Source organism: Emticicia soli (assembly GCF_037860775.1).
In the GTDB taxonomy this organism is placed as follows: Bacteria; Bacteroidota; Bacteroidia; order Cytophagales; family Spirosomataceae; genus Emticicia; species Emticicia soli.
Window position 1 is genome coordinate 1 of sequence record NZ_JBBEWC010000025.1, and the last position, 25,868, is coordinate 25,868.

The window sequence follows — 25,868 nt, forward strand, 5'->3', positions numbered from 1 at the left end:
TGAAGTCACAATTAAGAAAACCTCAAATCTCTGCGGCATGACCATTCCAAAGCGAAAGCCCTATTATTATTTCAGTATAGCTAATCCTCATAGATTTTATGATTCGAAATTATTATATAAAAAAGAAAAGATTAATTATTAAATGTTGCAAATGGCAGGACATTTTATAGATAATATCAATCTTGAAAAATCTGTTTTCATTTTAGCAATGAGAGACGAAAAAAGAGATTTTATATTTCATCAAAAATTTAACGATATAATTGAGAATAAAGAAGATTATTTAAGAAAAAATAAGTTATTAAGGCAAGAAATGGGTCTTACTATTTATCCAAGAAAAATTGTTTTAAATAAAATAGTTGATTTAATATTTCTTTCTGGTCTTAATAATCAACATTTAATATCAGAGAGTTTAAAAAATGCAATTATAGAGGCACAAATAACTGGTTTAAATTTTTCTGAATCAGATATTGAGTTTGAAGTAACTGAGGAAAAAGTATAGAATTCTAATAGTAACTATAAATCTCAAATTTTATGGCTTTGGCTGGTGCACACAGGAGACTTTTAGCGAACCTCACACGTCATGAGGAACATCTCAACAATCTCATTTCAAAAGCAACTCATAAACCCTCAAATACCTGTCCTTCACAACCTCTTGCGAGTAATTTTCTAATACCTTTTTTCTGGCGTTGTTGGCTAGGGTTTCGGCATTGGCTTCGAACAATACCCAATTAATGCCCTCTGCCAAACTTTCGGCCGATTTATAACTAGCTAAAAATCCGGTTTGTTGGTGTTCAATCATTTCGGGTATGCCGCCTACTTTAAAGCCAACAGCCGGCGTACCGCAAGCCATTGCTTCCATAATGGTATTGGGCAGATTCTCCTGAATAGACGGAATCGTAAATACATCGGCCGCTGAGTAAATCAAGGCAATTTTTTCTACGTCGGCTATGCGCCCTAAAGCATGGGTTCTGAAAGGGAGTGTTTTATTGAGTTCTTCGTCGCTTTCTCCTAAAATCACCAATTCAATACCCTCAGGATTACTAATTTGCGCATGCAAAATCTTCAAGGCTTCCTGAAAATAGCTAAAACCTTTCCAGATGACAGTAACTTTAGCCGCCGCAAACAAAATAAGTTTTTTATCTGTTGGCAGGTTTAGCTTTGCTCTGGCTTCTGTTTTATTGGTCGGTTTAAAGATGTTAACATCTAAAGGATTCGGTATGGCATCAATCGTTAGGTTTTTGAATAAGCTGCTTTTTCTGGCTCTGTTTGCCAACCATTGGCTACAGCCTATTATCTGCGTAGTTGAAGTATTGATTTTGCTGAAAGCCTGCGCTTTTGCACGCCATACTTTTGCCGATAAATCATTTGCCGAAGGATTACGGACATAAGGCTCACAATTACCGCATTGCAGCTGGTAATTCTCACAGTCGCCGCTGTGGTGACAGCCGCCTGTAAATGCCCACATATCGTGCAATGTCCAGACAATGGGCTTGCCTAAACTGAATAGTTTTTGGAGTGATTCGATGGATAAAAAACCAAAGTTAACCCAATGCAGGTGTATAATGTCGGCCTCTTGCACCAAAGGGTGTTCCGAAATATCGATGCCCGTATTGGCAGGAGAAAAAGCAAAGCGAACTTCTTTGTTCTTTTCGTGCAGCCTGAAATAAAGTCGCTCAAGCACAAAACGTCCGAAAGCCATTTTCTGGGCTAACCAGCTTTCAGCAACAGCCACTACATCGGCATTGTTTCGTTTCTTTTGTTGTACCAGTAGCTTGGCCTCAACACCTTTTTCGTCTTCTAAAACCGACAGTAATCTTAAACAGGCAATGGCTGCTCCGCCCATGCTATCGTCGGTATTTATGAGTAGAATTTTCAAGAAACGTAGTTTTGCTGTGTCAATAATTGATGCGAATTAAGTAATTTTTTGGCATATCTTTAGCAGGAGTATCTTTTGCCTATTAAAAAAATATTTCCTACAATGTAAGTTTTCGACCTGCCTCACGACTAATTGTTCAAACAAAACATCAGCGAATGGAAAAGGATTTTATTCAATTGATAAATACAAACAGAGCTCTTATATACAAAGTATGTAATTTGTATTGTCATGTCGACGATGATAAAAAAGACCTTTTTCAGGAGATTGTTTTACAATTGTGGACATCGTACCCCAATTTCAGACAAGAGGCTAAAACTACTACATGGCTATATAGAGTGGCCTTGAATACTGCCATTTCGAACTTTAGAAAAGAAAGCCGTAAACCCGAAAGAAGCGCTATTTCGGCCAACGAGCTGCAGATACCCGACATGAATCTTTACCAGCCGGAAACCGACAAGGTGAGTTTATTACAAAGGGCTATCGAGAAACTTTCAGAAATCGAAAAGGCGATTATTATGCTCTACATGGACGACAAAAGCTATGACGATATAGCCGAAATCATTGGTATTACACACTCAAATGTTGGGGTAAGGCTTAACAGAATCAAAACTAAATTAGAAAAAATCATTAAAGCAGAAGAAATATGAACTTAGATGAATTTAAATCGGCATGGAAAGTATATGACCAGAAATTACAGACCTCACAAATGCTCACCGAACGCCTCATTGTAGGCATGATTAAAGAACGGTCGAGGTCGAGAGTGGCACAAATTAAACGTGAAAACAAATGGTTTTTTGCCTTGATGGTATTTGAACTAGTGGTTTTAGGGGCTATTTTTTTTGGTAACCCTTTCGACTTTACTTATACTGCTCAGTTTGTACCTTTTGGCTTGCTGGCAGTAGGCATCTTGTTTGCACTAGGCGCTATCTATAAAAACAATGCCATTGCGAACATTGATATGAACAATACTACGCTGGGGGCTTTTCTGAATAATGTGATAAAAGAATACGAAAAGAACAAGAAGCTCGAAGGCTGGTTTGGTATACTGATGCTTGCTTCGGGTTTTCTTACAACGCTATCGTTTTTACCAAATAAGCTTAAAACCAAGCCTTTGAACGATGCCTTGCTCGAAACCCTTATTCCGATGGCAATCTGCCTTGTAATCTATTTTCTGGCTTTTAAGTTGGGTGCATTTAAAAACAACAAAAGCGAGGGTTTTAAAGAAGATTTAAAAGAATTAGAGGCACTATCGCACGAATTAATGCAGGGTTAAATGTGGGTTTGTCTAATCCACAGGCGGTGAATAAATTGGGTGAACACGGGTATTGACTATTACTTTTGAATCATTCCATCCATTTCGGTGAATAATTAGGTTTCAAGAAATAAGCGTTCTTTTCTATCATGTGTGGAGGTGTTGAATCAATTAGCTTTAGCGATTTCTCCTCACCCCCTAAATCCCCCTCTCCTGAAAAAGGAGAGGGGGACTTTTCCCCTGCGTGGGGCCTATTGAATCAATTGCCGCCCGCGCGGCGTCCGCAGCTTTAGCTGGTGGATTATAATTACATTATCCAAATCGGCTTTAGCCAAAATGTAGTCCCAATTTCTACTGGCAAATGCAAATAAGCACGTTATTTTTTTGATATTTTATCAGGTTTTTAAATCATTTGGTGCAGTTTGAGCGTTAAGATTAAAATCCAATAGCTTATATGAAAAAAATAATCATTCTCATTTCCTTAGCAGCTTTTAGCGCCTTTTTCGGTTTTAGTTGTGAGTCAAGCTCCGACCCGACAGATAAACCCGATGATTCGACGGCCAATCCGGTAACAGGCGAGTACCAGGCCGTTATCGCCTTCCCGAACTTAATGTTCGACGATCCCGTAGAATTTACCCATGCCGGCGATGGTACCAACAAAGTTTATGTAATAGAACAACGTGGCGTGATTCGGGTATTCGACAACGTGTCTACAGTGGCGCAGGCGCCGGTATTTCTGGATATTGATGCCCGTGTAGATGCTGGTGGCGAAATGGGTTTACTCGGACTTGCTTTTCACCCTGATTTCAAAACAAATGGCTATTTTTATGTGAATTACAACCGTAATTTACCTTCTCGCCAGACAGTTATTTCGAGGTTTAAAGTAAACCAGGGCTCAACAACGGCCGATGCCAGCAGTGAGAAAATCTTGTTGACATTTGAGCAACCTTACACCAACCACAAAGGCGGTAAGATGGCCTTTGGGTCTGACGGATTCCTATACATTGCAACCGGAGACGGTGGTAGTGGCGGCGACCCGCAAAACCATGCACAGAACCGCAAAGACCTTTTGGGTAAGATTCTAAGAATAAACGTAAACGTGGCCGAAACCGAGAAATACAGCATTCCTGCCGATAACCCTTATGTAAACAATACAGAAGGATTCATGCCAGAAATCTATGCCTATGGTTTGCGTAACCCATGGCGATTCAGCTTCGATGCCACTACCAACAACCTTTGGGTAGGTGATGTGGGGCAGAATGAAGTAGAGGAAATCGACATCATTACGAAAGGTGGTAACTACGGCTGGAAAGTAAAAGAAGGCGACGACTGTTTCTATGCCGCAGGCAACTGTAACCAATCAGGACTTATCGGGCCGGTATTCAGCTACAGACAAGGCACCGACGGGCGTTCGGTAACGGGTGGTTTGGTGTATAGAGGAACAAAACTGCCTGACTTAGTAGGCAAATACATTTTCGGCGATTACGTAAGTGGCAAAATATGGGCGCTCAATTACAGTGCCTCAAAAGCCACCAACAGCAACGACAAAATAGATAACGTAGGCAGCATTTCAGCCTTCGGCGAAGACGCCGCAAAAGAATTGTATATACTCAATTACAGTTCAGGTAAGATTTATTCTTTAGCGAAGAAGTAAGAGTGCTTCACCTCACCCCAACGGCAGCGGCCGACCGTCCCTCTCCTGAAAAAAGGAGCGGACGCCGCGCGGAGGGGGACTTTTTAGCCCCTCTCCCTGGGGAGAGGGGTTGGGGTGAGGAAATTTTCACCTCCTCCCAAACCCCACAACAGTTTTCCACAAATTACGCATGGCTCCGTTTAGTTCGGGTGAAATATTGCTCCAGTAAATAATGGTGCCGTAGAGTAGCGTAATGCCAACCGAACGGTAGCTCATATCTATCACTGTTTTAAATTTGCTGCCATCTGTTACAGGTAGCAAACTTATGGCTAGTCCGCTTAGAAGCATTACCACAAGTACTTTCGGAATATCTATCGTAAAAGGCTGCATGCCTAGTTTCCACCATAAAATGGCATATCGGGCAACATTATAATAAATCGTTGCTATAGCCAGCGCAAAAGCAGCTCCATTTATACCATAGATTGGAATCAGCAACCAGTTCAGGAAAACTGTCAGAATGATGAGTCCGACCATAATATAAGTATCGTAACGGTAGTACTTCGAGAGCGTCAGAATTGTGCCATTAAGCCCAGTGGCCAAATCGAACAATTTACCTAGGCTCAGAATAATAATCACCCATTTACCTTCTTCATAACCTTCGGGCAGAAACACGAAAAGGTTATCAATATTCAAATAAATGCCCAAGAAAATCCAGCAACCCACAATCAGCGAAGTTGTGCAACTTTTCCGGTAAATAGTAGCAATGTTTTTGAGGTCATTTTTGGCAAATGAATCAACAATAATAGGTGCCGATGCCTTATTGAGTGCTATCAGCGACATGCCCATTACACTCCCAAAAAAAGCCGCTGTACTATAAATACCCGTCTCTTCTAGCGTTGTGATTTCGGCCAGCATGATTTTATCTATATACAAGATAATCATCGACGAAAAGCCTGTCAGAATAGTAAGTCCGCTATAAATAGCAAACTCTTTGGTAAACTCGGGTGTCATCACCGAGAAATCGGGCTTTAGCGAAAAACCTTCAAGCCGTGTTGCTTTCCATATCATAGGCACTACATAGAGTGAAACCGCCAGCACCCATACCCATATATACTGCGAAAAATCAAGAATATTGAAAACAACCAAAAACAAGGAAATCATGATAAGAAAACGCTGCACAAACTGCGACAGAAACGTGCCTGTTACGGTTTCATACAAGTTTTTGGCATAGTTATCAAACATATTAAACAACACCGTAGCGAAAGTAATAGGCAACAGAAAGTAAAAGTTAGCCGCTAGCAGGTCGGTTTTGCCTTTGCTTTCAATCATAGAATCTTTTAGAAAAAATACGCCTATGCTGCAAAGCAAAAAGCCTACACATGCAATTGATAAACCCATAAACAAGAAGCCTTTATGCCCACGCTTAGCATCTCTGAAATGTACAAAAAAACGGCTTCCGGCTGCATTAAAGCCTAAAGTAGAGATTTGCACCATTACATACATATAAGAGAGTAGTACATTTAGCAAGCCGATTTGTTCTTTCTCAAAATAATTGGGAAATATGAAAAACTGCGAAATAAACCCTACTAATACTCCGGCATAAGAGAAAATGGTACTCAAAAAAGCCTGTTTTTTTATTACACTCATCTCGAAAAACGTATCCTTATTTTACATTTACTATATTACTCATCTGGCTTTCGTTACTCAGTCGGTCGAGCGACGTAACCACATACACATAAGCTTGCCCCTGCTCATAGGTTTTATCTGAGAAACTCAGCATACCCTCGTTTCTTACAATCCCTAAGATTTTTGATGTGTTATCCAGGTTTATCTTTTCGTCTTTATCAAAACGATACACGATAAAAGCACTAGGCTCTTCGCCATCTTTAGGCAAAATTGCGGGAGCATCCCAACTGATTAAAACACTTGTACCCCTTACCTTTTGTGCTTGTACATTTTCCGGCGCATTAGGCGGAATATTGTCTTTCCATGGCATTGCCGGCGGTAGGGCAGGGTAGTAATACAAGCTCCGAAGCGAATCAACTACCGATAGCTCGTTTTTACTCAAAGGCTTGGCACTGAAATATATACTACCCGTAATTTGCGGCTTACTTCGGTTGTACTTCACCTGTCGTGGAATCTGGTTGGCTTTTTCCCAGCCTACTTCGTTGCTGCCTGCTTTTACCCGATAGGCCGCATGACCAATGTATAAATGGCGGTCGTAGTTGTGTTTTGTCCACCAGTCGGCTAATACTTTGTAAGGTACTTTACCAAACTCAAAGCTAAAATATATCTGCGGAGCAATGTAATCAATCCAGCCGTTTTGTACCCATTTCTTGGTATCGGCATACAGGTTATCATAAGAAGTTTGTCCGCCTGCTGTCTGCGAGCCGCTAGGGTCAACAGAAGCATTGCGCCACACGCCTACGGGACTAATACCAAATTTTACTTTAGGTTTTATCTGGCGCATGCCATCGCTGATACTCTTGATAACCAAGTCTACGTTGTTGCGTCGCCAGTCTTCAATATTTCTGAAATTACCCTTGTATTTTCTGAAAGTATCCTCATCGCGCAGCTTTTCGTTGGCGATGGTATAGGGATAAAAATAATCATCGAAATGAATCCCATCAACATCATAATTTCTTACTATATTCAGCACAATTTCAGTAATATAGTCGCGCACTTCGGGTATGCCCAGATTAAACAATTTGTAACCACCATAAGTCAGAAACCATTCGGGACGGGTATTAATGAGGTGGTCTTGAATGATACTTTTTGAAGCTTTATGCGCCCCTCTGTTCATATTAAGCCAGGCATGAAACTCCATGTTTCGCTGATGGGCTTCATGAATCATAAATATCATGGGGTCGTAGAAAGGCTCAGGGGCTCTGCCCTGTGCGCCTGTAAGCCATTCAGACCAGGGCTCTTGTCCACGGGCATAAAAGGCATCGGCGGCGGCTCTTACCTGCACCAGCACGGCATTCATGCCATAGCTTTTCTGGCGGTCGAGCATTGTTCTGAACTCCTGTTGTTGGGTTTCCGACGACAAACCCTTGCGAGAAGGCCAGTCGATATTATCAATAGTGGCTACCCATACAGCCCGAAACTCACGTTTAGGCCCGGCAGACTTTGATACATATTGGTAGGTAACTTTTTTACTACAACCACTCAGGAAAGCATAAATTATTAGGTAGATAGCAGCGTTTTTCAAATACATCCAGATGTTAGTTTTGAAATTTTACTCAAAATTAGATAAAAATTTAACCCAACGGCTATTTTTTGTTACTTTTGCTGTGTTTAGCAATAATGTTAAGCTTTTAACATTATTATTGAAAGTGTATAAATGACAGCGAATAAATTCGCTGCCTAATATAACAAAGGTATTTTTTTTACATAAGCGGACTTAAGTCCGCGTTGAACTACTAAAATTGTTCCGCTGCGGCGGCCGCCTTTGTTACTTTTAGACACCGAATTTATTCGGTGAAAATAATATTAAACAAGTTTATTATTAATAGAAAAAAAGCTAGTATTATTACCTGTTGGGTGAAATAGATTTTAAGGTTTTAATATACCGTCCCTACGGGACTTCGCTCTAAAATAGTTTAATTTTCTCTACCGACATCTTATCCCGACTGGGCGTCCCTGACGGGATATTCCTTAGTCCCATCGGGACGATATATCGGTAGTATTATCAGATAGTTTTTGAGCCCGTATCCCATAGGGATAATATATTCTTAGATTCACCCAACAAGTCATATATTATTATATGCTTTTATTTTGAATCGATAATAATGATTCAGTTTCACTCTTTACATTCTTAATTATTGTGAAAGAATACGGAAGTAATATTCAGAAATTAACCGACTACATCATTAGTCTGCCTGACAAAGACCAGAGAACAAAATATGCCCATATTCTGGTAGAATTGATGCGCCAGATTCACCCAAATATGCGTGAAGGCATTGATTACTCAAAAAAACTATGGGATGATTTATATATCATTGCCAACTTTGACCTTGACGTTGACAGTCCTTTTCCGGCGCCACCAAAAGAGATTTTGGGTAAACGCCCTATGCTGGTTCCTTATAATCAACACCACCTGAAACACCGTTTTTATGGCCGTAACCTTGAGTTATTGGTGCTAAAAGCCATGATTACCGAAGATATTGAAGACCGCAAGGCTTTTATCTCTTATATGGTGCGCTTGATGAAAAACTTTTACCAGACCTGGAACAAAGACAGCATCGAAACCGAAGATTGCTTACAACAGATTTTAGAACTGTCAGGATTCAGATTCCAGTCAGAGATTGACGCCCTTCGCCGTGATGGCTTGATGGAGTCGTCGCCTAAAGATGGTAACGGAAGCCGCCAGCGAATCCCTCAGCCACAACAAACACAGGGGCAGTTCAGAGAAAGAGGCGAGCGTGATAATCGGGACAGAGATAACCGTGGCCGTGATAATCGGGATAATAACCGCAACAAGAACTTTGGCAGCGGTTATAAAAACGACAGAAACAATAATAACAATAATAAAAGAAGACGTTAACAAAAAGCTGAATCCTTTCATCACAATAGCTTGATATTTCGACTATATGGCATCTTTTAAAATAACAGGAGGAAAAAAACTACAAGGAGAAATTATACCACAGGGGGCAAAAAACGAAGCGCTACAAATTGTGTGTGCCGTTTTGATGACCAAAGAAACTGTGACAATCAATAATATTCCGGATATCAGAGACGTAAACAAACTCATTGAGTTGTTGAGTGATATGGGCGTGCGCTGCAACAAAATAGGAGCAGGCTCATATACTTTTCAGGCCAGTGACGTAAACTTTGATTATTTCGAAACCAGCGAGTATAAAGAGAAAGCCTCGGCTTTGCGTGGGTCTATTATGCTATTGGGGCCAATGCTTGCCCGCTTTGGCAAAGGAAAAGCACCCCGCCCGGGTGGAGATAAAATCGGTCGCCGACCATTGGATACTCACTTTACGGGTTTCCAGAAATTAGGTGCAGAGTTTATCTACGACCCTAACGATGCTTTTTATACCGTAGAAGGTTCAAAAATGAAAGGTGCTTATGTTTGGATGGACGAGATTTCGGTAACAGGTACTGCCAACGTATTGATGGCCGCCGTAATGACCGAAGGAACCACCACCATTTACAACGCTGCCTGTGAGCCTTACCTGCAACAATTGAGCAAGATGCTAAACAGCATGGGTGCAAAAATATCGGGCGTAGGTTCTAATTTACTTACTGTTGAAGGCGTAAAAGAACTACACGGCTGCGAGCACACCATGTTGCCTGATATGATTGAGATTGGTAGTTTTATTGGCTTAGCGGCCATGACCCAGTCAGAAATCACAATCAAAAATTGTCGCATTCCGGAATTAGGGATTATTCCTGATGTGTTTAAGAAACTCGGAATCCAGATGGAGTTCAGAGGAGACGATATTCATATTCCGGCACAAACGCATTATGAAATCAGCTCTTTGATTGACGGCTCTATTCTGACAATCTACGATGCGCCATGGCCGGGCTTTACACCTGACCTTATTTCGATTATATTGGTAACAGCCATACAAGCCAAAGGAACGGTATTGATACACCAGAAGATGTTTGAAAGTCGCCTGTTCTTTGTCGATAAACTGATTGACATGGGGGCACAGATTATTCTTTGCGACCCACACCGTGCCAACGTAATAGGCTTGAACCGTGAGCATAGACTAAGAGGTATCCGCATGACCTCGCCGGATATACGTGCCGGAGTATCATTATTGATAGCCGCACTATCGGCCGAAGGTACAAGTATCATCGATAACATTGAGCAAATTGACAGAGGCTACCAAAACATCGACGGCCGCCTAAACGCAATAGGCGCGGAGATTGTTAGGATTTAGAATCTTGAATTACGAATGGCGAATTAGCGAATTTGAAAAAAAATATTCACTAATTCGCCATCCACTAATTCACCATCGAGAAATTACTCAACTCAAAAAAAATAAAAACTTTTATTTTGAATTGTAAATGCAAAAACATACCTTTGCAGTCCCAATTCGATTAATACCGTAGTACATGCCCAGATGGCGGAATCGGTAGACGCGTTGGTCTCAAACACCAATGCCTTCACGGGCATGCCGGTTCGACTCCGGCTCTGGGTACGCAGTAAACAAATAAATAGCCGTAATTACTTGATTTATAAGTAGTTACGGTTTTTTGTTGTGCTGGGGTGGTGGGTTTGTTAGCACTGGTGTTAGTAACAGGGTTTATATGATAGAAATTTAACTATTTTGAAAACGAATACTTAAAGTAAGTCTAACCTCTGGGCATATTCTACTTGGAACCCCTGCTCTATGAATTGTCTCTGCATCAAAGACAATAAATCTACCAGGTTTAAAGCCTATAGCAATTCTAGCTTCTTGATTTTTATCAAAAAAAATTGTTTCCCCACCCCATTCACTTTTCCAATTAGAATTCACATAATAAAGCACAGAAATATTAGATTTATCATATGAATCACTATGGATGAAAGACTGATTTCCGTAGGTTGATGCGTTGCAAAATACATTATAACATTTTATTGCTCTCTTACTTTCAGAAAAATATTCAGCAATTTTCTTTGCTTTTTCATGTATAATATGACTTTCAAAGTCATCTATTAGAAAATCAGCCATCCATTCTCTATATTTCTTAGTATCAAATCTAGATGAATGCAGGAAGGTGAAATTAGAAAGAGACATAAGTTCATGAAAACGAATAATTTCTTTTCTTGAGAAAATATCATCAAAAATTAGGATTTTGTGTGCATCGACAGATTCAATTCTGGTTGGTTGAATATTAAGTTTTAAGTTTATCATAGTAATAAATTTTACTTATTGTCTTTAAGTTTACTGCCTTTTTTATGCATAACTATTAAAGAACCCATTTTGTCAAGTTTTGCTTCTACAGCAAATATACTTTGTCCTAAATCGCTTTCTATCACAAAATTGTTACTTAGGTCTTCGCTATCTTCTATATCAATTAGAATATGATGGTCTTGATTACTTATTAACTCAATCTGGTCATAATCATCAATAAAGTCGAGTCTTTTAATAAAAGAAAACGGCTTAACAAAAATATCATTGTCGGAAAACTGCATATACTCAGAATTAATATTAAGCTCAAGAGATAAGGTATTTGCTTTAAATTCTGGAGTTTGAGCTTTGAGAATCTTAAGCTCTGTTTTTTCGTCGTTAACAGCAATTGAGCCATGTACTAAGATATAATTGCCTATCGTATCGCTTTTTTTAATTGCTGTTAGAGAAATACTAGAATATGACATAGGATTATTTTTTTAGGTGAATAATAATCAAATGTAATTATAATTATATAAACATTCAATATAATGTAATTATTTATTGGGACATCAAAATTGTTCAAAAGTAGCCTTTAAACTTTGAGATTGCTTTTAAACGTATAATTAAAGTAACTCCTTTCTATTTCATAAATATCTTTTTCATTAACAAGTTACTAAGAAAAACCATAAAATCTCTAAATAAAGAATTCATCAATAAGCAAAATCAAAAATAGCCCTATCCAGAAACAAGCCTATCTTTTTTAAGTAAATCTCTGTTGTGGCTAGGCTTTTATGTCGGTTAATTCGCTGAATCATTTTTATGTCCATGCCAGCCAGATAAGCGTGAATATTGCCTGTATGTTTCCAAGCGTATAAAGTGGTAATTCTTTCTTTGTATATTTCTAATTCTTTCAAAACCTTTTTGTGTTCACTGGTGGCATAGTTGGCTGGTAATTTTTCAGCCGATGGCATCATGTTCTTACCAAATAGATAAAATGAAGCTGGATAATTGAGTAACTCATTTTCTTCAATTAAATCATATAATGGCTTAAGAATCGGGATAATATCAAGCGTGTTAGTTTTTGATACTTCACCTTTTACTTTGATAGTTTTTAGTCTTAGGTCAATGTCTCCCACTTTGATATGCCTTAATTCCTTTGGCCGTAGAAAAGCGTAAAATACAAACCTTGTAAAAAGGTATAGCCTATAATTATGTTCTTTCAGGTGCTTTTCAACAGCGGCTTTTTCGTAGTCGTTGAATGGTGTGTTGAAATCGCCATCATTTTTAGCAATATTCAATCTAATACCCATAAATGGATTAACACTTATGAGCTTCTTTCTAAGGGCTTCTGAAAAGGTAGATTTTAAATGGTTAAGTGTGCTCTTTACTGTATTGGGGTTATATGAGGGTGCGAATGAATCAAAGAACTCATTAACCAAATCTTGATTGATGTCGGTAATGTTAGCAATTCGGGTATGCTTTAAGAAATTGCATAAATGATACACGCTAGTGTTATAAGTGCTTTTAGATTTATCACGCAATTTCATTTCTCCTATTACATGAAGAAGTACAGCTTTTATTTTCAGAACAGTCATAGGCGAACCTTCTGGCTGTTTATGAGCTTCATTAGCTTTTTGTGTAATAGCTAAAATTCTCTTTTCAGCTTCATTGTAACGTTGTTTTTCATCTAATTTAGATGAAATCCATTCCCGTTTACGGCTTTGCGTGTTTGAAATAATATTGTTTACATAGTATTCAATATACCAACGTTTAGAAGCATCTCCGTTATAATCTTTAAGAATTGGATTTGTCGCAGTCGAAAGAATAATATTATTATTGATTACTTGCTTCATGAACATTCGTCATTAGTTAATTAACAGCCCTAAATCTTGGTGTCAGGGCTGTTAAACAAGGTGGTTAAGAAATTACTAACTGAAATTTTCTACGCCATAAATATCTTTCCCATCAATAAATCTATTAGGAAAAACTTTAAACTCTCCACTTAAGAACCTTTCTGTAAATTCTTTAAATGCTCTTGTGTTTTCTGCGTACTCCCTGAAATAATCAAAACGCTTGAAAGTTGCTTCAAAATAGTTGTTAATGTCCTCAATCCTACATTTTAACGGTAGTGCTCGTCGATAAAAGCAATAGATGATAAATTCATCTGTTTGCTTTGCTTTTTCAAATTCATCATAATAAAAAATCTGGGCATGAGTTTCTTCTTCTGGTGTTTGTTCTTTCTCAATGCTTCTTTGTTGATGAGCTTTTTGCTTGCAATTGTTAGAGCAATAAAGAGAATCGGCTCTTTTGGCTTCAAAGGATTTACCACATTGTTTACACTTCTTTTTTTCCATTATTAAAAAAATTATGAGTTATGAAATAGTTAAAAAATACGTATGAAAAAGGTATGAAAAACCGTTAATCGGTTTTGATGCTTTTTCCTAACAGATAATCGTTAAAATCCTTACTGTTAGGGTGTAAAATTGCTGACTGATTGATAACTGGATATTGTTTTGTAAGTAGTTGACTTACAGCTTGTTGTCCGCCTTTGTCGTTGTCTAAAAAACAGTTAATGGCTAACCGATTTTTTAAATACGGATATGCTAACGAAAGGTTACTTGTAGAATTTAGTACAATAGTTGTATATCTAAGTGTATATGTATTATAGTACTGTAAAGCAGAAAGAAAGTCAAAGAAACCTTCAAATAGATTAAGCGTATCAGTATATTTTTCAAATACGCTTATGCCATTAGCAGTTTTACTTTTATAGTTTGCGCTTCTGAGTTCATACCCATCACCATTATTTGGAAAGCCGATAGCAAAGTATTGTTTGCCATTGTTGATAAAGTGAACTTCTTTTAAATAGAGATTAGCTAATTCAATGCTGATACCTCTATGCTTTACATACTGAATTAGTACAGGGTTCGAAAGGGTGCGAATACTGGTAATTATTGTTTTCGGGTTGTTAGGTAAAGAGTTTTCACCGCTAAAAGAAAAAGAAGCGGGTGCAACGTCATTGGCACGTCTCTGGAACCTCATATTCACGTCTGACACACGTCCATTGTACGTATCATTCACATCACAATTGCCACTTTTTAGACTCTCTAAGCGATTAAGAGCATCGAAGAAAGGTAATTGCTCAATCAATCTTACTAAACACACTACATCGCCTTTCTGACCGCTTGCAAAGTCGTTAAATACATTCTTCTTAGGTTCGACAAAGAAAGAAGGTGTTTTTTCGTTTACTATCGGTGAAGAATAAACAAGTTGATGGCCAGATGTACCGACAGGAGTAATACCGATGCTTTGTAGATAGTCGGTTATAGGTATTTGTTTGATTCTTTCTATATGTGATTTGTCTATAAACATTCTCTTTTTATTTTAGCGGTTATTGTACTTTTACCATTTGTCAGGAAAATTCTAATTTTTTTATTCTAAAAAGTTTTCAAAACCTACTCACTACATTTACTACTTACTACAGGTGCTTTTAATTGATTGATTATAAGTAATTTATGAGCTTGTTGTTTTAAATGTGTATGTTACTACCATCTTACTACATATTGTTATTTCTTATATTTTTGTCTACCAGTAGTAAGATGTAGTAACTTTGTAGTAACTAGAAATAATATTTATCTTACTACATGGTTTGGCCTTAAATGGCTGATTATTAAAGTGTTGTGCTTTCTTGTAGTAAGTAGTAAGATGAATTAGCTATTTTTGCTTTTATAACTTCATTCATTGGTTTGACATAATAGCCATAAATAGGATTTTTCCCATTTATCCGCTTAGAGTGTCGTTTATATCCAAGATAGGTTAGAGCCTTGCCAATTATCACGCTATTGATTTTAAATTGATGGTTACAAGCATACCCCAAACAATCTATTAAATCAGATGATTGTACGAAAATGGCTTCTTTGTCATTCTCTGGGCATGGCTCAAAGTATTTCTGCATCAATTCTATTTCAGTAGTAAGGCGTTGATGCTTTCTATTGATAGCTTCTATTTGTTCAATCTCTTTGGTGTTTAAGTTGTACTCAAAGCCATTTTCTAAGAGGTGGAGAGCTTCCGACCAAACCGAATCAATACTAACAGGCATATAGCCATTTGAACCGCCGTTGTCATGGGTGATACCGTCGATTTCAAAGACTAACCACCGTACATTTCCAGTTACATCGTTCAAAAATTCTGAATCATTGGTAGTGCCGAAAAAACTGGCATAGCGTTCCATTTTGACAGAAAACTTGTCATAATTTAAGCGAACCTTTGGGCTTTCCTGACTGAAAAGAGACTTGATTTTGTTGGCATCCTGTTTGTCCAGTTTTTCCAACTCATCAAGGTTAATAATCAAATTCCGGCTTAACTCAATACTGCTATCTTTATGGTCTAATGGTGGGTTTTCCAGATAATACGCTTTTAGTGGAGTAGGGCAAAGATTCCTGATAAATGAGGTTTTACCATCATGTTGTTTACCTACCAGCACCAAGCAATGTTTATTAAAACCGATTTTTCTTAGCACACAACCAACAGCCCTAACAAGATGCTTTTTAACCATACAATTAAAAAACTCTCTTTTACTCTCGTCTTCCAGACGGACGAACGAAAGTAAGTTTTCAATCATACTTTTGTCCGATGTATTCCATTTGGGAAGTGTTAAAAAGTATTCTTCAAACGGATTGTATTTTGGTACATAATCAGAGCTTAAAAGAGCGTTTAAAGGGTCTTTAAACCCTTTAAACCCACTTCTGTATAAATCGACCTCTAAATTGCTTTGGTTAAGTATTTCGTAAGATTCAGCCCCCTTTTTTCTCCATTGAATAACCTTAGAAACTACATCATTTCTAAACTCATACAGGCTATTCAGATAATATTCTATTTCGTCTATTTTGGGCTTATTGTAGTCGTTGTTTTTCATTTGTATCTAAGTTTAAGTCATTGAAAGCACCAAGAAGAATATCTTCAATCTGGAATAGATATTGAATAAAAGCTACTTTGGTGAATGTGTCCATTGAATTGAAACTATCAGATTGCAACAAGTTGAGAATAATCTCTCTGGTCTTTTCTTTGACTTCGTAGGGTGTATGCTCATTACAAAAATCTTGTAGCTGGTCAAGGGTGTATTTATTTTCCTTCATAGAGCTTAATTTTTATCTGGTGGACACTCAAAAGAATATCTTCTACTTGATGTAGGTAATTGAGAATTTCACTTAAATAAGGTTTGTCCAATACTTCAAAATAGTCTGACTGAGCCAAAGCTAAAGTGAGTACTCTGGTATTTTCTCGGATTTCATCAGGTGTATTTAAATCGCAAAACTCTTGCATCTGGTTTGCGATTTCTTTATAAATTATCATAGTGGTAGTATATTTTAGAGTAGGTTAGTATCAATCTTGGCAAGCTCATTAAACACTCTGTTTTTCTTAATCTTGCGATAATGTTTTAAGTGCTTAGTGGTTTTATGACCCATGAAATACGCAATATTTTCATCGGAGAAGCCCGACACATTGGCCAAGTGGTTAGCGTAGGTTTTACGGGCTATTTTGGACGTTAAACGGATATAAATACCCGATGCTTTGGCAAGTTCTTTTAACTCCCTGTTAAGCTCTGTTAAACTACATTGGGGTAGCTCATTAATGCTTTTGTATTTCTCCAAAATCCTGATAGCAAAACTAAGCATCAGGGCATCGGCTTCCGACCCTGATTTTTGTCTTTCTTGCTTGATAAAATGCTTGCCATTCTCTAAATAGTAATTATCATTAGTCAGCCTGATATAGTCGCAATGGTCTATACCAGTGCCACACATGAAAAGGAAAATATCGGCTATTTTTTGCAGTCTTGGGCTAAAAACGGTGTCCTGTAAACGTTGTAGTGTTTCTTTGTCTAAAGAAGTCGTATTTAGTCTTTCATCATACTTTAGTCGTAAGGCTGTCAGGTGGTTATTTGAAATGTATTTCTTGATAACAGCAAAATCCAACACACGTTTAACCAGTCCAATAACTCGGTTGGTGTGATTCGTACCTGACTTATTTTTGTGCATGAATAGCTTAAATTCTTCTGCTAAATCATAATCGAAATCCTGACATTTCAGATTCTCTCTTTTAATCTGTTTGAGAAAAACAATTAAGTGCCTTTTATAAGTACTGTGATTTTTACGGGTTTGTTTTTTAGAACCGTACTCGTTTTGGCGTTGTAAATAGGCATCTACAACTTTCAGTAGGCTAGGGGTTTTATCCGCCTTTACAACTTTGCTTTCGAGCTTATTTGTATAAGCCTGAATGATAGATTTGGCTGTTACTTCCTGATTACTGGCAGAAAGTTGTAATTCGATTTTCTGGAGTGCTGAAACGATAAGTTTTAGCTTCGCATTGATAGGTTCGTTCTCAATGCCATTAAAGCATTTTTTCTTTGGGTTCCAGTGCTTTTCTAACCCTCTAACATAGGTATTGAATTGTGATTTTTGTCCATTACAGGTAACTGTAATATAAACAGATATTTCACCGTTTTTGCTTTTGCTTTGCCCTCTAACCCATTGTAGGTAAGACACTTGATTGATAATAAAATCATTCATATATTTGAACAGATTTTTGAATTTGGATTAAAAAATTAAGTTTGCCCCGTCTATCTGCGAAATAGTCGGGGCTTTTTGTTAGTCTTCTGTTTCTATCTCATTTAAACCGTCTTGACTTGTCTCAATAGCTTCGTCAATACTTTCCCTGATTCTGGTATTTAATGCAGATATATTTAGGTCGTCTAAATCCAGATTTTTAGCCTCAAGTTCTTGTAGTACATACTCACGAACTACTTTTACAACTTCTTTTTGTTTGATTGATTCTTTTTGTTTTGCCATTTTGATAAATAATTAATTGTTAAAAAATTGATTAAAAAAGGTCTTTGGGATTAATACCAAGCCATAGGGCTATTCTTTGAATTTCATCTATTCTTGGTTGTTTCTCGTTATCCACATATTTGCGAAATGTTTTTTTAGGAATAGCTAAAACATCTCTATAAATGCTTTGAGTAAGTACTGGTTTCTCTTTGCCAAATTTTAGTTTTATGTTTTCCCCTATTCTGTTTTGAGGTATGTTATTCGCTTTCATAGAGTGATTTGTTTTGATATTTAGAATGATTTATATCACAAAATAGAATAATATATTTTGTATTACCAAATGTTTTGTTTTGTTTTTTAAAATATTTTTATTTGAATTATTAAAATCAATTTTATGGCGCAGCATCCAGTATATGGAAATATAAAGGCTCTTAGAGAATTAAAGAGGTATAGCATGGCTGAAATGGCGGAAAAATTAAACATTTCACCATCTAGCTATTTCCAATTAGAAAAAGGTAATTCAAAAGCAACAATTGAAAGGTTGGAAGAAATTGCCGAAATATTAGAAGTATCATTAGCAGAACTCTTAGGCATAGAAATCCACCCTACTGAACAGTTAGAACGAATTGCTAAACTGGAAAAGGAAAATGCAGAATATAGGAAATTAGCTAGTGATGGTATGGAGGCTTTTAGAAGTATAATTTCGATTTTTAAAACTTCTGATAAAATAGAAACAGAGGAGGAAAAAGCTAAGAGATTAGAAAATTTTGAGAATGCTAAAGAATTGCTTAAAGATTTTAAGCTGTGATAAATACTTTTAAATATATGTTTTATGAAAATAAATTTACTTTTAGCTGTTACTATACTATCCGCCTTTTTTGTAAATGTCGCTTTTTGCCAGAATGTTACAATAACTCCAGACGGCATAACACCACAATCCGACAGCGGTATTCATTCCGTAGGAGAACATTATGGAGGGGGTATTATATTTTATGTTTATGATAATGGAAGGCATGGACTAATTGCCGCTACTTCAGATATAACTAATGTTTCTTCTGGAAATGGAGTTACTAGAATTACAAATGCGAGAGGTAATGGAATAGGCGCTGGCATGATGAATACAATGCTCTTAATAGCTATGCAAACAAATGATAATTCTTCTGGAACTTTTGCCGCTAAATCATGCGCAGAATATAATGTAACAGTAGATGGAGTTACATATGGAGACTGGTATATGCCATCATTGCATGAATTAAGGTTACTTTATGATAAAAGTTTTATTGTAGGTGGATTTTTGTACCATTATACAATTTATTTGAGCTCAACTGAAGGGTCGATAGACTGGCAATTTGGGTATTGGTTTGCTGATGAAGGTAATCGTGATTCACATCTTGAAATATTTAGTAAAACACAAACAGGACGGACTAGACCGATTAGAAGATTCTAGTATTATGTGAGATATTTTTGTATGTACAAAATAATGATTTTAGGGAGCTAAAAGAAATGTAAATATGTTTTGTCATAAGTCAGATTTAAAATAAAAATTATTAAATTGCTAACACCAGTACTAACAGTTTACAAGTAATACCTCTTAAAGTATTTATAGCCAAATATTTACGAAATCGTTTTATATGTCGGCTCTGGGTACTTTAAGAACCGTAATTACTTTTAAGTAGTTACGGTTTTTTCTTTTGTTTGGGGTGGTGGGTTTGTTAGTGCTGGTGTTAGAAACAGGGTTTTAGAGTTGTTTTTTTTCTTTAAAACTTAGAATAATCTCCCGACATCTTTAGGCTTTTCAGAATCAATTCTTTTTCCAATTGGAGATAAAATTATCGAAGAAGAACCATCTAATTTTTTCTTTAATCTTTGAATTTCATTCTTATCTAAATTATATAAATATATAGTATCTTTTTCTCTAAAAGCCATTGGGTGAACTTGAACATCTTTATTACTAAGAGAAATGAATATATATTTGTTTTCATTTATATCAATATCTTTACTAATAATTTGGTATTCTATCCCAACACCACGTTCAAAATCATTGGCTCTCTTGGCATATCCTTCTGAAAGGACAATAACCACTTTATCACTCTTATGTATATATTCAAGCATCATTCTTCTGAAGTCTGTTGATGTTCTATCATCGTTAATAGCCATATCAAAAGAAGCATCAAAGCCTAGTTCTCTTAAAGAATTAACTAATTGATGCACTTTCAATTGATGAGTTTCATCGATATTACCATCTTTATCAACCCAACAGTAAGTAACAAATACTTTAATAGGTATTTGTGGGACAAGTTTTATTGTTGTTTCTTCCTTCATTTGATACCTGTTATTTTCAACATTAATAAATTCAATTCTTCTATCTTCTTGCTGTCTATTTCTTTCAAAAACTTGTAATCTATCTAAAGGATAAATTTCGTTGATGAGATTAATAATTTCTACATAGTAACTTGAAGTATTTGTCCAGATATGCATTTCTTTTTCCTTTTCAAATACTTCAACATTGCATATCTCATTTTTCTTTCCTGTAAAAGCTAAGTAATTTATAAAAAGAGATTCTTCTTCCTTATAATGGCAATAATTAAGTATTTTAACCTGTAATCTTTGCATAATGGCAGGATATATAAATCTAAATTTTATTACCCAATAGGTTTGTTTATTATCCCATTCAAACCTAAGCGCTTTAGGACAAACAGGAAACAAACTCGGCATTAAATATTGGTAATCTCTTTCTAATGGTTTGTATTTATTTTGACTTTTAGGCTCTGCTAATAATTCACTTTGTTGCATATAGTTTATAAAAACTGATTTTTCTGATTCAGTGTAATCCTTCCATATTTGATTAAAATCATTTTGGTTTAGTTTTCCTTTACTATTTTTCAACGGATTATTCGTAAGCCTTAAAGCTTCATACATAGCATCTAATACCCATTCGGTTTTTAGAATTATCGTATCTGAAAACAAATTTTTGAAATAGCTGATAACACCCGAACGATGCAGAAAACTCAAAAGGGCATAAGGATTACTAATTTTATTTTCTTGGCAGAGTATCAGATAATCAGCCATTAAAATGGTTTTATTAACTTTTTTTAAGTTTTCTAACGCTTCAATAACCGCTAAACGATTGGTTGGAAATTCATCAATAGGATAAGTATCTAAAATATTCTCTATTTCATTTTGTAAAACTTTTTTAAACCTTTTTACATCTTTTGTGCTTTGTTGGCAATTGATTCGATAGTTAGTGGCTATCAAATCAATTTTTCTTACCTTAAATTCTTTTACTAACTCTTCTAATGCCTTATCATCAGGAAATTGTTGACTGTCAAATTCATCATCTATCGTATTTTCTACCAACAAAACTGTACTTTCTGTACCATAATCAGCAATAAAATCTAACCAATATTTAAGAGGGTGTTGTTCCTCCGGACTGCATTTTTTATTTTCTTGTTTTGTCCAAACCAAAATATAAATAGCTCTTTGACCTAAAAATAAGCGATGTGTACCGTGAAAAATCTCCTGACCCCCAAAATCCCATACATTAACTTTTATATCTTTGAACTCTTTGTCCCAAATGTCTAAGGCAATTCCATGTGTTCGGTCTTGTGCATCAATAGGAGGTGGTGGATAACCTAATTTCAGGTGTTGAAATAAGGTCGTTTTACCGACACAACCATCACCTAAAAATAGGATTTTAACAAATCGTTTTGTCGAATGCCCTTTTTCTAAATCAGAAAAATAAGCTCTTAATTCATCTAAATCATCTAAATCCAATTCTGATGGTAAATGAATTGGATTATCTGACAGCAGAATTTGATTTAGGTGTTTTAAATTTATTATGTAGTGAAGTTGAACAATATCCTGAATTTGATTATCGCGAAGGTTTAAATACTGTAATTGGGTCAGGTTTTGTAAAAAATTAATATCCTGAATTTGATTATCGCGAAGGTTTAAATACTGTAATTGGGTCAGATTTTGTAAAAAACTAATATCCTGAATTTGATTATCGTGAAGGTTTAAAGACTTTAATTGGGTCAGGTTTTGTAAAAAACTATAATCCTGAATTTTAGTATAGCTCAGGTCTAAAGACTGTAATTGGGTCAGGTTTTGTAAAAAACTATAATCCTGAATTTGATTATCGCTCAGGTATAAAGCCTGTAATTGGGTCAGGTTTTGTAAAAAACTATAATCCTGAATTTGATTAGCGTTCAGGTATAAAGCCTGTAATTGGGTCAGGTTTTGTAAAAAACTAATATCCTGAATTTGATTATCGCGAAGGTTTAAAGACTTTAATTGGGTCAGGTTTTGTAAAAAACTATAATCCTGAATTTTAGTATAGCTCAGGTCTAAAGACTGTAATTGGGTCAGGTTTTGTAAAAAACTATAATCCTGAATTTGATTATCGCTCAGGTATAAAGCCTGTAATTGGGTCAGGTTTTGTAAAAAACTATAATCCTGAATTTGATTAGCACTCAGGTTTAAAGACTGTAATTGGGTCAGGTTTTGTAAAAAACTAATATCCTGAATTTTAGTATAGCTCAGGTCTAAAGCCTGTAATTGGGTCAGGTTTTGTAAAAAACTAATATCCTGAATTTGATTATCGCTCAGGTCTAAAGACTGTAATTGGGTCAGGTTTTGTAAAAAACTAATATCCTGAATTTGATTAGCGCTCAGGTCTAAAGACTGTAATTGGGTCAGGTTTTGTAAAAAACTAATATCCTGAATTTGATTAGCGCTCAGGTCTAAAGACTGTAATTGGGTCAGGTTTTGTAAAAAACTATAATCCTGAATTTGATTATCGCTCAGGTATAAAGCCTGTAATTGGGTCAGGTTTTGTAAAAAACTATAATCCTGAATTTGATTAGCGTTCAGGTATAAAGCCTGTAATTGGGTCAGGTTTTGTAAAAAACTAATATCCTGAATTTGATTATCGCGAAGGTCTAAAGCCTGTAATTGGGTCAGGTTTTGTAAAATGGCTAAATCTTCTCCATTAAATCTATTTGAAGTTTTGTTATTCTTTGATTTTACCCATTTATTTTGTTTTGGTTCGTAATATTTATATCCTAAGTTTAATCTTTTCAGCCAATTACATTCTAACAATTCTTTGGGTAATTCATTTGTAAGCCCGCAATTCCCCAAATCCAAAAATGGGTTTTGAGTTCTTTTATTTTCTTCAATCAATTGTAAAGCTAATTCAGACATAGCAAAAATTTAAGGGGGTTAGGTATGAAATCTATTCACCAAAAATAGAAATTTAATCCCGCATATTAAATGAATTTATGTTCAAAAAAAATCAAATTAAACCCCCACATTCCTCACATACCTAGTAATATTGTGATAAAGTTTTTAAATTAATTGAATCGGCTTTCAAGATGGAGATTATAAAACAAGTTATTGCGCTGCTGTCTCATAAATATTCTGCCTTTTTTGTTACTACGCTCATATTTGTGTTGTGCTCTATGCCTACCAAAGGCATCACTAAGAGCATCAAAAGCGATATTATTGTGAAGAGTAATCTGGACAAAGTGGCTCACTTTCTGGCTTTTGCTGCCTGGGCATTCTGTTGGCAATTTGTCTATAAAAATTACATCAATACCCTTCTGATAGGCGTTGCCTACGGCATTCTGATTGAAGTATGGCAAGATATGATGCCGGGAAAATACAAAAGAGTATTTAGCTGGTACGATGCCCTGGCCGATGCCATAGGCGTAGTAGCAGGCTTACTGGCTTATTACATAGCGCAACTGCTCATAAGCCAGTATATCCCTGTGTAATACATAAAAGCGTATCAGCTCGCTATATGCGTATGTGCAAATATAGCTTTTAAAGGATTGTGAGAGATAAAATTACTTTCCTACGGCTGTAACCAAGGTATCAATCACCTCACTGAAATACCGCCCGTTATAGGGGCCAAACCAGTTCATTTCCTGCGTTTCCATAGTATGGGTATGGTAATACTCATCGGGGGTGATATAACCCACGTAGCCGCCATTAAACGAGGTAATTATCAGGTCTTTGTCCAGCTTTTGGGCTGTTGAGTCAGCTTTGCTGTATAGCATACCCGAATAATCGCATGGCGTACCAATCCAGACCATTTCGCCAATACGCAAGGCATTAATGCCCACTTCCTGTGTCCCCATCAACCAGTTGAATACCCACGGACGAATCCTGATGTATTCGTTTAAACGCAATTGTGGCTCATGCAAAGCCATCGGCAAGTAAACGCTTCGTAGTAAGGAGGTAGTATCTGTTTTAATAGAACTGTTGCCGTCTTTAACCAGCTTAGCAAGACTTGAAGAAATAAGCTCAGCTTTTTGATAAGAATCCATGCCATTGTTTAGCGGACTCATGCTGCCAACGGCTCCGGCAAAGAAAGCAGCAAAATTACATACACCCGATTTCTCCAGACTGCTAACCAACATCCCCGGATAGTCGGCACTGATACGGTTATCACGTTTCGGAATATCGGTAGGGTGGGCGGCATAAGTGAGCATCAAGGCCGATTCTTTAGTAGCCTTTTCTATTTTCATGATGCGCAACCAAGGGTCTTCAATGGCTTCTTCGCCAAATAAACGATTGGTAACATATTCGGCCGCATTGATTTTCTGAAAGCCAATTTTACAGACAACAGCCGTGGCCTCGGCCTTTTTAACACTGCTCACAATGGCCTTCGCAATGCTTGCAATCATCTGCTCATTGGTGGGGCCAGCTATGGCTCTGCTTGCAGCGCCACCCGCCCAACCACCTGCACTACTATGCGTATGTGTAGCGCTGAAATAAATATTCTTCCGACTAAAACCCAGTTTAGCAAGTGTCGGTATAACCTGTGCTACCACCAACGGAGGCGCAATCAGCAAATCCATGGTAATCATGGCTACTTTTTGTTGACCGTTGTCTAAAACGATGGAGCGTACAAAGATACTATCATGCACTCCCGATGTCGGACTTTCCCGAAGTCCGTATCCGGCAATATAAACCTCCTCAATGGCCGTAATGCTTTCTTTACTCCATCCGGCTTTTAGTTGGCTGCCAAATCCGCCGTCAACTGTAAGGGTATTAAGTTGGGCTTTGGTTTTGGCATAATAGTCGGTTTCCTCAAGTGGGCGCGTATCATTCAATGTAAAGAGGCTTACTCCAATTGCTGCCAGTGCAACAATAAACCAGAGGACGATTTTAAAGAGTTTTTTCAATGAGTTATGCTTTTTGTTAATTGTTTCTTAAAATAAGTGTGGAAATAAGTACTAAACCCTAAATTTAGAGTCATTTCGCCAATAAATCTATTGCTCACGATTTTAAATTGTCTCATTTAGTAATCTTTTGTCGGGCTGTCTCAAAATTTGCCTTTATTTGCTTCCTTCAAGGTATTTATCACAAGTACTTTGTAATAGATATTTTTGTTTCTTTGCAAAAAAAAGCGGTTTTGTGCTTTCACTTAAATGTATTCGAAAAAATA

At 36.7% G+C, this 25,868-nt stretch carries 25 protein-coding genes and 1 tRNA gene; 10 read left to right on the forward strand and 16 right to left on the reverse strand.

Going from position 1 to position 25,868, the window contains the following annotated elements; all coding sequences use genetic code 11:
- The first annotated feature begins 151 nt into the window (after nt 1–151).
- A complete protein-coding gene (locus WAE64_RS24290; RefSeq protein WP_340240719.1) occupies nt 152–499 on the forward strand; it encodes a hypothetical protein in 348 nt (115 codons plus the stop codon).
- Between the two features lie 102 nt (nt 500–601).
- Here WAE64_RS24290 and WAE64_RS24295 read toward each other — a convergent pair whose 3' ends face one another.
- On the reverse strand, nt 602–1,876 hold the full coding sequence (locus WAE64_RS24295; protein WP_340240721.1) for a glycosyltransferase family 4 protein: 1,275 nt from the start codon (nt 1,874–1,876) through the stop codon (nt 602–604).
- A gap of 155 nt (nt 1,877–2,031) precedes the next feature.
- On the opposite strand from WAE64_RS24295, the gene WAE64_RS24300 reads away from it, so the two are divergent.
- The 3 genes from WAE64_RS24300 to WAE64_RS24310 all read left to right on the forward strand — a co-directional run bounded on the left by WAE64_RS24300 (nt 2,032) and on the right by WAE64_RS24310 (nt 4,782).
- Nucleotides 2,032–2,523 (forward strand): RNA polymerase sigma factor, encoded by a 492-nt coding sequence (locus WAE64_RS24300; RefSeq protein ID WP_340240723.1) that lies wholly within the window; start codon nt 2,032–2,034, stop codon nt 2,521–2,523.
- A complete protein-coding gene (locus WAE64_RS24305; protein WP_340240725.1) occupies nt 2,520–3,149 on the forward strand; it encodes a hypothetical protein in 630 nt (209 codons plus the stop codon). The genes WAE64_RS24300 and WAE64_RS24305 overlap by 4 nt, the downstream gene beginning before the upstream one ends.
- 433 nt (nt 3,150–3,582) lie before the next feature.
- Complete coding sequence (locus tag WAE64_RS24310; protein WP_340240726.1) at nt 3,583–4,782, forward strand: PQQ-dependent sugar dehydrogenase; 1,200 nt, start codon at nt 3,583–3,585, stop codon at nt 4,780–4,782.
- 126 nt (nt 4,783–4,908) lie between these two features.
- Here the strand turns inward: WAE64_RS24310 and WAE64_RS24315 are convergent, their stop codons facing one another.
- Both WAE64_RS24315 and WAE64_RS24320 read right to left on the reverse strand, forming a co-directional pair.
- Nucleotides 4,909–6,381: a lipopolysaccharide biosynthesis protein gene (locus WAE64_RS24315; protein WP_340240728.1), complete on the reverse strand. Its 1,473-nt coding sequence runs from the start codon at nt 6,379–6,381 to the stop codon at nt 4,909–4,911.
- Nucleotides 6,382–6,424: 43 nt separating this feature from the next.
- Nucleotides 6,425–7,978 carry a glycoside hydrolase family 10-like protein gene (locus WAE64_RS24320; RefSeq protein ID WP_340240730.1) on the reverse strand — a complete coding sequence of 518 codons (1,554 nt, stop codon included), beginning with the start codon at nt 7,976–7,978 and terminating at the stop codon, nt 6,425–6,427.
- A gap of 609 nt (nt 7,979–8,587) precedes the next feature.
- On the opposite strand from WAE64_RS24320, the gene WAE64_RS24325 reads away from it, so the two are divergent.
- The 3 genes from WAE64_RS24325 to WAE64_RS24335 all read left to right on the forward strand — a co-directional run bounded on the left by WAE64_RS24325 (nt 8,588) and on the right by WAE64_RS24335 (nt 10,919).
- A complete protein-coding gene (locus tag WAE64_RS24325) occupies nt 8,588–9,307 on the forward strand; it encodes a DUF4290 domain-containing protein (RefSeq protein ID WP_340240731.1) in 720 nt (239 codons plus the stop codon).
- Between the two features lie 46 nt (nt 9,308–9,353).
- Nucleotides 9,354–10,658: a UDP-N-acetylglucosamine 1-carboxyvinyltransferase gene (murA, locus tag WAE64_RS24330; protein WP_340240733.1), complete on the forward strand. Its 1,305-nt coding sequence runs from the start codon at nt 9,354–9,356 to the stop codon at nt 10,656–10,658.
- Nucleotides 10,659–10,835: 177 nt separating this feature from the next.
- Nucleotides 10,836–10,919: transfer RNA gene (locus WAE64_RS24335), tRNA-Leu, on the forward strand.
- A gap of 120 nt (nt 10,920–11,039) precedes the next feature.
- Here the strand turns inward: WAE64_RS24335 and WAE64_RS24340 are convergent.
- The 11 genes from WAE64_RS24340 to WAE64_RS24390 all read right to left on the reverse strand — a co-directional run bounded on the left by WAE64_RS24340 (nt 11,040) and on the right by WAE64_RS24390 (nt 18,686).
- Nucleotides 11,040–11,615, reverse strand: coding sequence for a 2OG-Fe(II) oxygenase (locus WAE64_RS24340; protein WP_340240735.1), 576 nt, complete (start codon nt 11,613–11,615; stop codon nt 11,040–11,042).
- Between the two features lie 11 nt (nt 11,616–11,626).
- Nucleotides 11,627–12,079, reverse strand: a complete 453-nt coding sequence (locus tag WAE64_RS24345) for a hypothetical protein (protein ID WP_340240737.1) — start codon at nt 12,077–12,079, stop codon at nt 11,627–11,629.
- 225 nt (nt 12,080–12,304) lie between these two features.
- Nucleotides 12,305–13,447: a tyrosine-type recombinase/integrase gene (locus WAE64_RS24350; protein ID WP_340240739.1), complete on the reverse strand. Its 1,143-nt coding sequence runs from the start codon at nt 13,445–13,447 to the stop codon at nt 12,305–12,307.
- A gap of 75 nt (nt 13,448–13,522) precedes the next feature.
- Nucleotides 13,523–13,948, reverse strand: coding sequence for a hypothetical protein (locus WAE64_RS24355; protein WP_340240741.1), 426 nt, complete (start codon nt 13,946–13,948; stop codon nt 13,523–13,525).
- Between the two features lie 64 nt (nt 13,949–14,012).
- On the reverse strand, nt 14,013–14,963 hold the full coding sequence (locus WAE64_RS24360; protein WP_340240746.1) for a toprim domain-containing protein: 951 nt from the start codon (nt 14,961–14,963) through the stop codon (nt 14,013–14,015).
- A 298-nt stretch (nt 14,964–15,261) separates the two neighbouring features.
- Entirely contained in the window at nt 15,262–16,506 is a 1,245-nt protein-coding gene (locus WAE64_RS24365) for a VapE domain-containing protein (RefSeq protein ID WP_340240747.1), read from the reverse strand.
- Nucleotides 16,484–16,726, reverse strand: a complete 243-nt coding sequence (locus tag WAE64_RS24370) for a hypothetical protein (protein ID WP_340240749.1) — start codon at nt 16,724–16,726, stop codon at nt 16,484–16,486. Before WAE64_RS24370 ends, WAE64_RS24365 begins: the two co-directional genes overlap by 23 nt.
- Nucleotides 16,713–16,943: a hypothetical protein gene (locus WAE64_RS24375; RefSeq protein ID WP_340240751.1), complete on the reverse strand. Its 231-nt coding sequence runs from the start codon at nt 16,941–16,943 to the stop codon at nt 16,713–16,715. The genes WAE64_RS24370 and WAE64_RS24375 overlap by 14 nt, the downstream gene beginning before the upstream one ends.
- A 14-nt stretch (nt 16,944–16,957) precedes the next feature.
- The gene (locus tag WAE64_RS24380) at nt 16,958–18,157 is read right to left on the reverse strand and encodes a phage integrase SAM-like domain-containing protein (protein ID WP_340240752.1); all 1,200 of its coding nucleotides are present in this window, start codon (nt 18,155–18,157) and stop codon (nt 16,958–16,960) included.
- 78 nt (nt 18,158–18,235) lie between these two features.
- Nucleotides 18,236–18,436: a hypothetical protein gene (locus tag WAE64_RS24385; protein WP_340240754.1), complete on the reverse strand. Its 201-nt coding sequence runs from the start codon at nt 18,434–18,436 to the stop codon at nt 18,236–18,238.
- A 31-nt stretch (nt 18,437–18,467) separates the two neighbouring features.
- Nucleotides 18,468–18,686, reverse strand: coding sequence for a hypothetical protein (locus WAE64_RS24390; protein ID WP_340240756.1), 219 nt, complete (start codon nt 18,684–18,686; stop codon nt 18,468–18,470).
- A 123-nt stretch (nt 18,687–18,809) separates the two neighbouring features.
- Between WAE64_RS24390 and WAE64_RS24395 the strand changes: the two genes are divergently transcribed.
- Both WAE64_RS24395 and WAE64_RS24400 read left to right on the forward strand, forming a co-directional pair.
- Nucleotides 18,810–19,223, forward strand: a complete 414-nt coding sequence (locus tag WAE64_RS24395; RefSeq protein WP_340240757.1) for a helix-turn-helix domain-containing protein — start codon at nt 18,810–18,812, stop codon at nt 19,221–19,223.
- Between the two features lie 24 nt (nt 19,224–19,247).
- Nucleotides 19,248–19,862, forward strand: coding sequence for a hypothetical protein (locus WAE64_RS24400; RefSeq protein WP_340240759.1), 615 nt, complete (start codon nt 19,248–19,250; stop codon nt 19,860–19,862).
- Nucleotides 19,863–20,179: 317 nt separating this feature from the next.
- Here WAE64_RS24400 and WAE64_RS24405 read toward each other — a convergent pair whose 3' ends face one another.
- The gene (locus WAE64_RS24405) at nt 20,180–23,617 is read right to left on the reverse strand and encodes a leucine-rich repeat domain-containing protein (RefSeq protein WP_340240761.1); all 3,438 of its coding nucleotides are present in this window, start codon (nt 23,615–23,617) and stop codon (nt 20,180–20,182) included.
- 170 nt (nt 23,618–23,787) lie between these two features.
- On the opposite strand from WAE64_RS24405, the gene WAE64_RS24410 reads away from it, so the two are divergent.
- A complete protein-coding gene (locus WAE64_RS24410; protein WP_340240763.1) occupies nt 23,788–24,189 on the forward strand; it encodes a VanZ family protein in 402 nt (133 codons plus the stop codon).
- A 72-nt stretch (nt 24,190–24,261) separates the two neighbouring features.
- Here the strand turns inward: WAE64_RS24410 and WAE64_RS24415 are convergent, their stop codons facing one another.
- Nucleotides 24,262–25,605 (reverse strand): neutral/alkaline non-lysosomal ceramidase N-terminal domain-containing protein, encoded by a 1,344-nt coding sequence (locus WAE64_RS24415; RefSeq protein WP_340240765.1) that lies wholly within the window; start codon nt 25,603–25,605, stop codon nt 24,262–24,264.
- Between the last annotated feature and the right edge of the window lie 263 nt (nt 25,606–25,868).

What these genes read in the sequence shown, in the direction of transcription:
- WAE64_RS24400 (WP_340240759.1), top strand. Translation starts at nt 19,248, where the DNA reads ATGAAAATAAATTTACTTTTAGCTGTTACTATACTATCCGCCTTTTTT.
- WAE64_RS24340 (WP_340240735.1), bottom strand. Translation starts at nt 11,615, where the DNA reads ATGATAAACTTAAAACTTAATATTCAACCAACCAGAATTGAATCTGTC.
- WAE64_RS24350 (WP_340240739.1), bottom strand. Translation starts at nt 13,447, where the DNA reads ATGAAGCAAGTAATCAATAATAATATTATTCTTTCGACTGCGACAAAT.
- WAE64_RS24305 (WP_340240725.1), top strand. Translation starts at nt 2,520, where the DNA reads ATGAACTTAGATGAATTTAAATCGGCATGGAAAGTATATGACCAGAAA.
- WAE64_RS24410 (WP_340240763.1), top strand. Translation starts at nt 23,788, where the DNA reads ATGGAGATTATAAAACAAGTTATTGCGCTGCTGTCTCATAAATATTCT.
- WAE64_RS24300 (WP_340240723.1), top strand. Translation starts at nt 2,032, where the DNA reads ATGGAAAAGGATTTTATTCAATTGATAAATACAAACAGAGCTCTTATA.
- WAE64_RS24385 (WP_340240754.1), bottom strand. Translation starts at nt 18,436, where the DNA reads ATGGCAAAACAAAAAGAATCAATCAAACAAAAAGAAGTTGTAAAAGTA.
- WAE64_RS24355 (WP_340240741.1), bottom strand. Translation starts at nt 13,948, where the DNA reads ATGGAAAAAAAGAAGTGTAAACAATGTGGTAAATCCTTTGAAGCCAAA.
- WAE64_RS24365 (WP_340240747.1), bottom strand. Translation starts at nt 16,506, where the DNA reads ATGAAAAACAACGACTACAATAAGCCCAAAATAGACGAAATAGAATAT.
- WAE64_RS24380 (WP_340240752.1), bottom strand. Translation starts at nt 18,157, where the DNA reads ATGAATGATTTTATTATCAATCAAGTGTCTTACCTACAATGGGTTAGA.
- WAE64_RS24360 (WP_340240746.1), bottom strand. Translation starts at nt 14,963, where the DNA reads ATGTTTATAGACAAATCACATATAGAAAGAATCAAACAAATACCTATA.
- WAE64_RS24320 (WP_340240730.1), bottom strand. Translation starts at nt 7,978, where the DNA reads ATGTATTTGAAAAACGCTGCTATCTACCTAATAATTTATGCTTTCCTG.
- WAE64_RS24345 (WP_340240737.1), bottom strand. Translation starts at nt 12,079, where the DNA reads ATGTCATATTCTAGTATTTCTCTAACAGCAATTAAAAAAAGCGATACG.
- WAE64_RS24395 (WP_340240757.1), top strand. Translation starts at nt 18,810, where the DNA reads ATGGCGCAGCATCCAGTATATGGAAATATAAAGGCTCTTAGAGAATTA.
- WAE64_RS24310 (WP_340240726.1), top strand. Translation starts at nt 3,583, where the DNA reads ATGAAAAAAATAATCATTCTCATTTCCTTAGCAGCTTTTAGCGCCTTT.
- WAE64_RS24370 (WP_340240749.1), bottom strand. Translation starts at nt 16,726, where the DNA reads ATGAAGGAAAATAAATACACCCTTGACCAGCTACAAGATTTTTGTAAT.
- WAE64_RS24390 (WP_340240756.1), bottom strand. Translation starts at nt 18,686, where the DNA reads ATGAAAGCGAATAACATACCTCAAAACAGAATAGGGGAAAACATAAAA.
- WAE64_RS24290 (WP_340240719.1), top strand. Translation starts at nt 152, where the DNA reads ATGGCAGGACATTTTATAGATAATATCAATCTTGAAAAATCTGTTTTC.
- murA (WP_340240733.1), top strand. Translation starts at nt 9,354, where the DNA reads ATGGCATCTTTTAAAATAACAGGAGGAAAAAAACTACAAGGAGAAATT.
- WAE64_RS24375 (WP_340240751.1), bottom strand. Translation starts at nt 16,943, where the DNA reads ATGATAATTTATAAAGAAATCGCAAACCAGATGCAAGAGTTTTGCGAT.
- WAE64_RS24405 (WP_340240761.1), bottom strand. Translation starts at nt 23,617, where the DNA reads ATGTCTGAATTAGCTTTACAATTGATTGAAGAAAATAAAAGAACTCAA.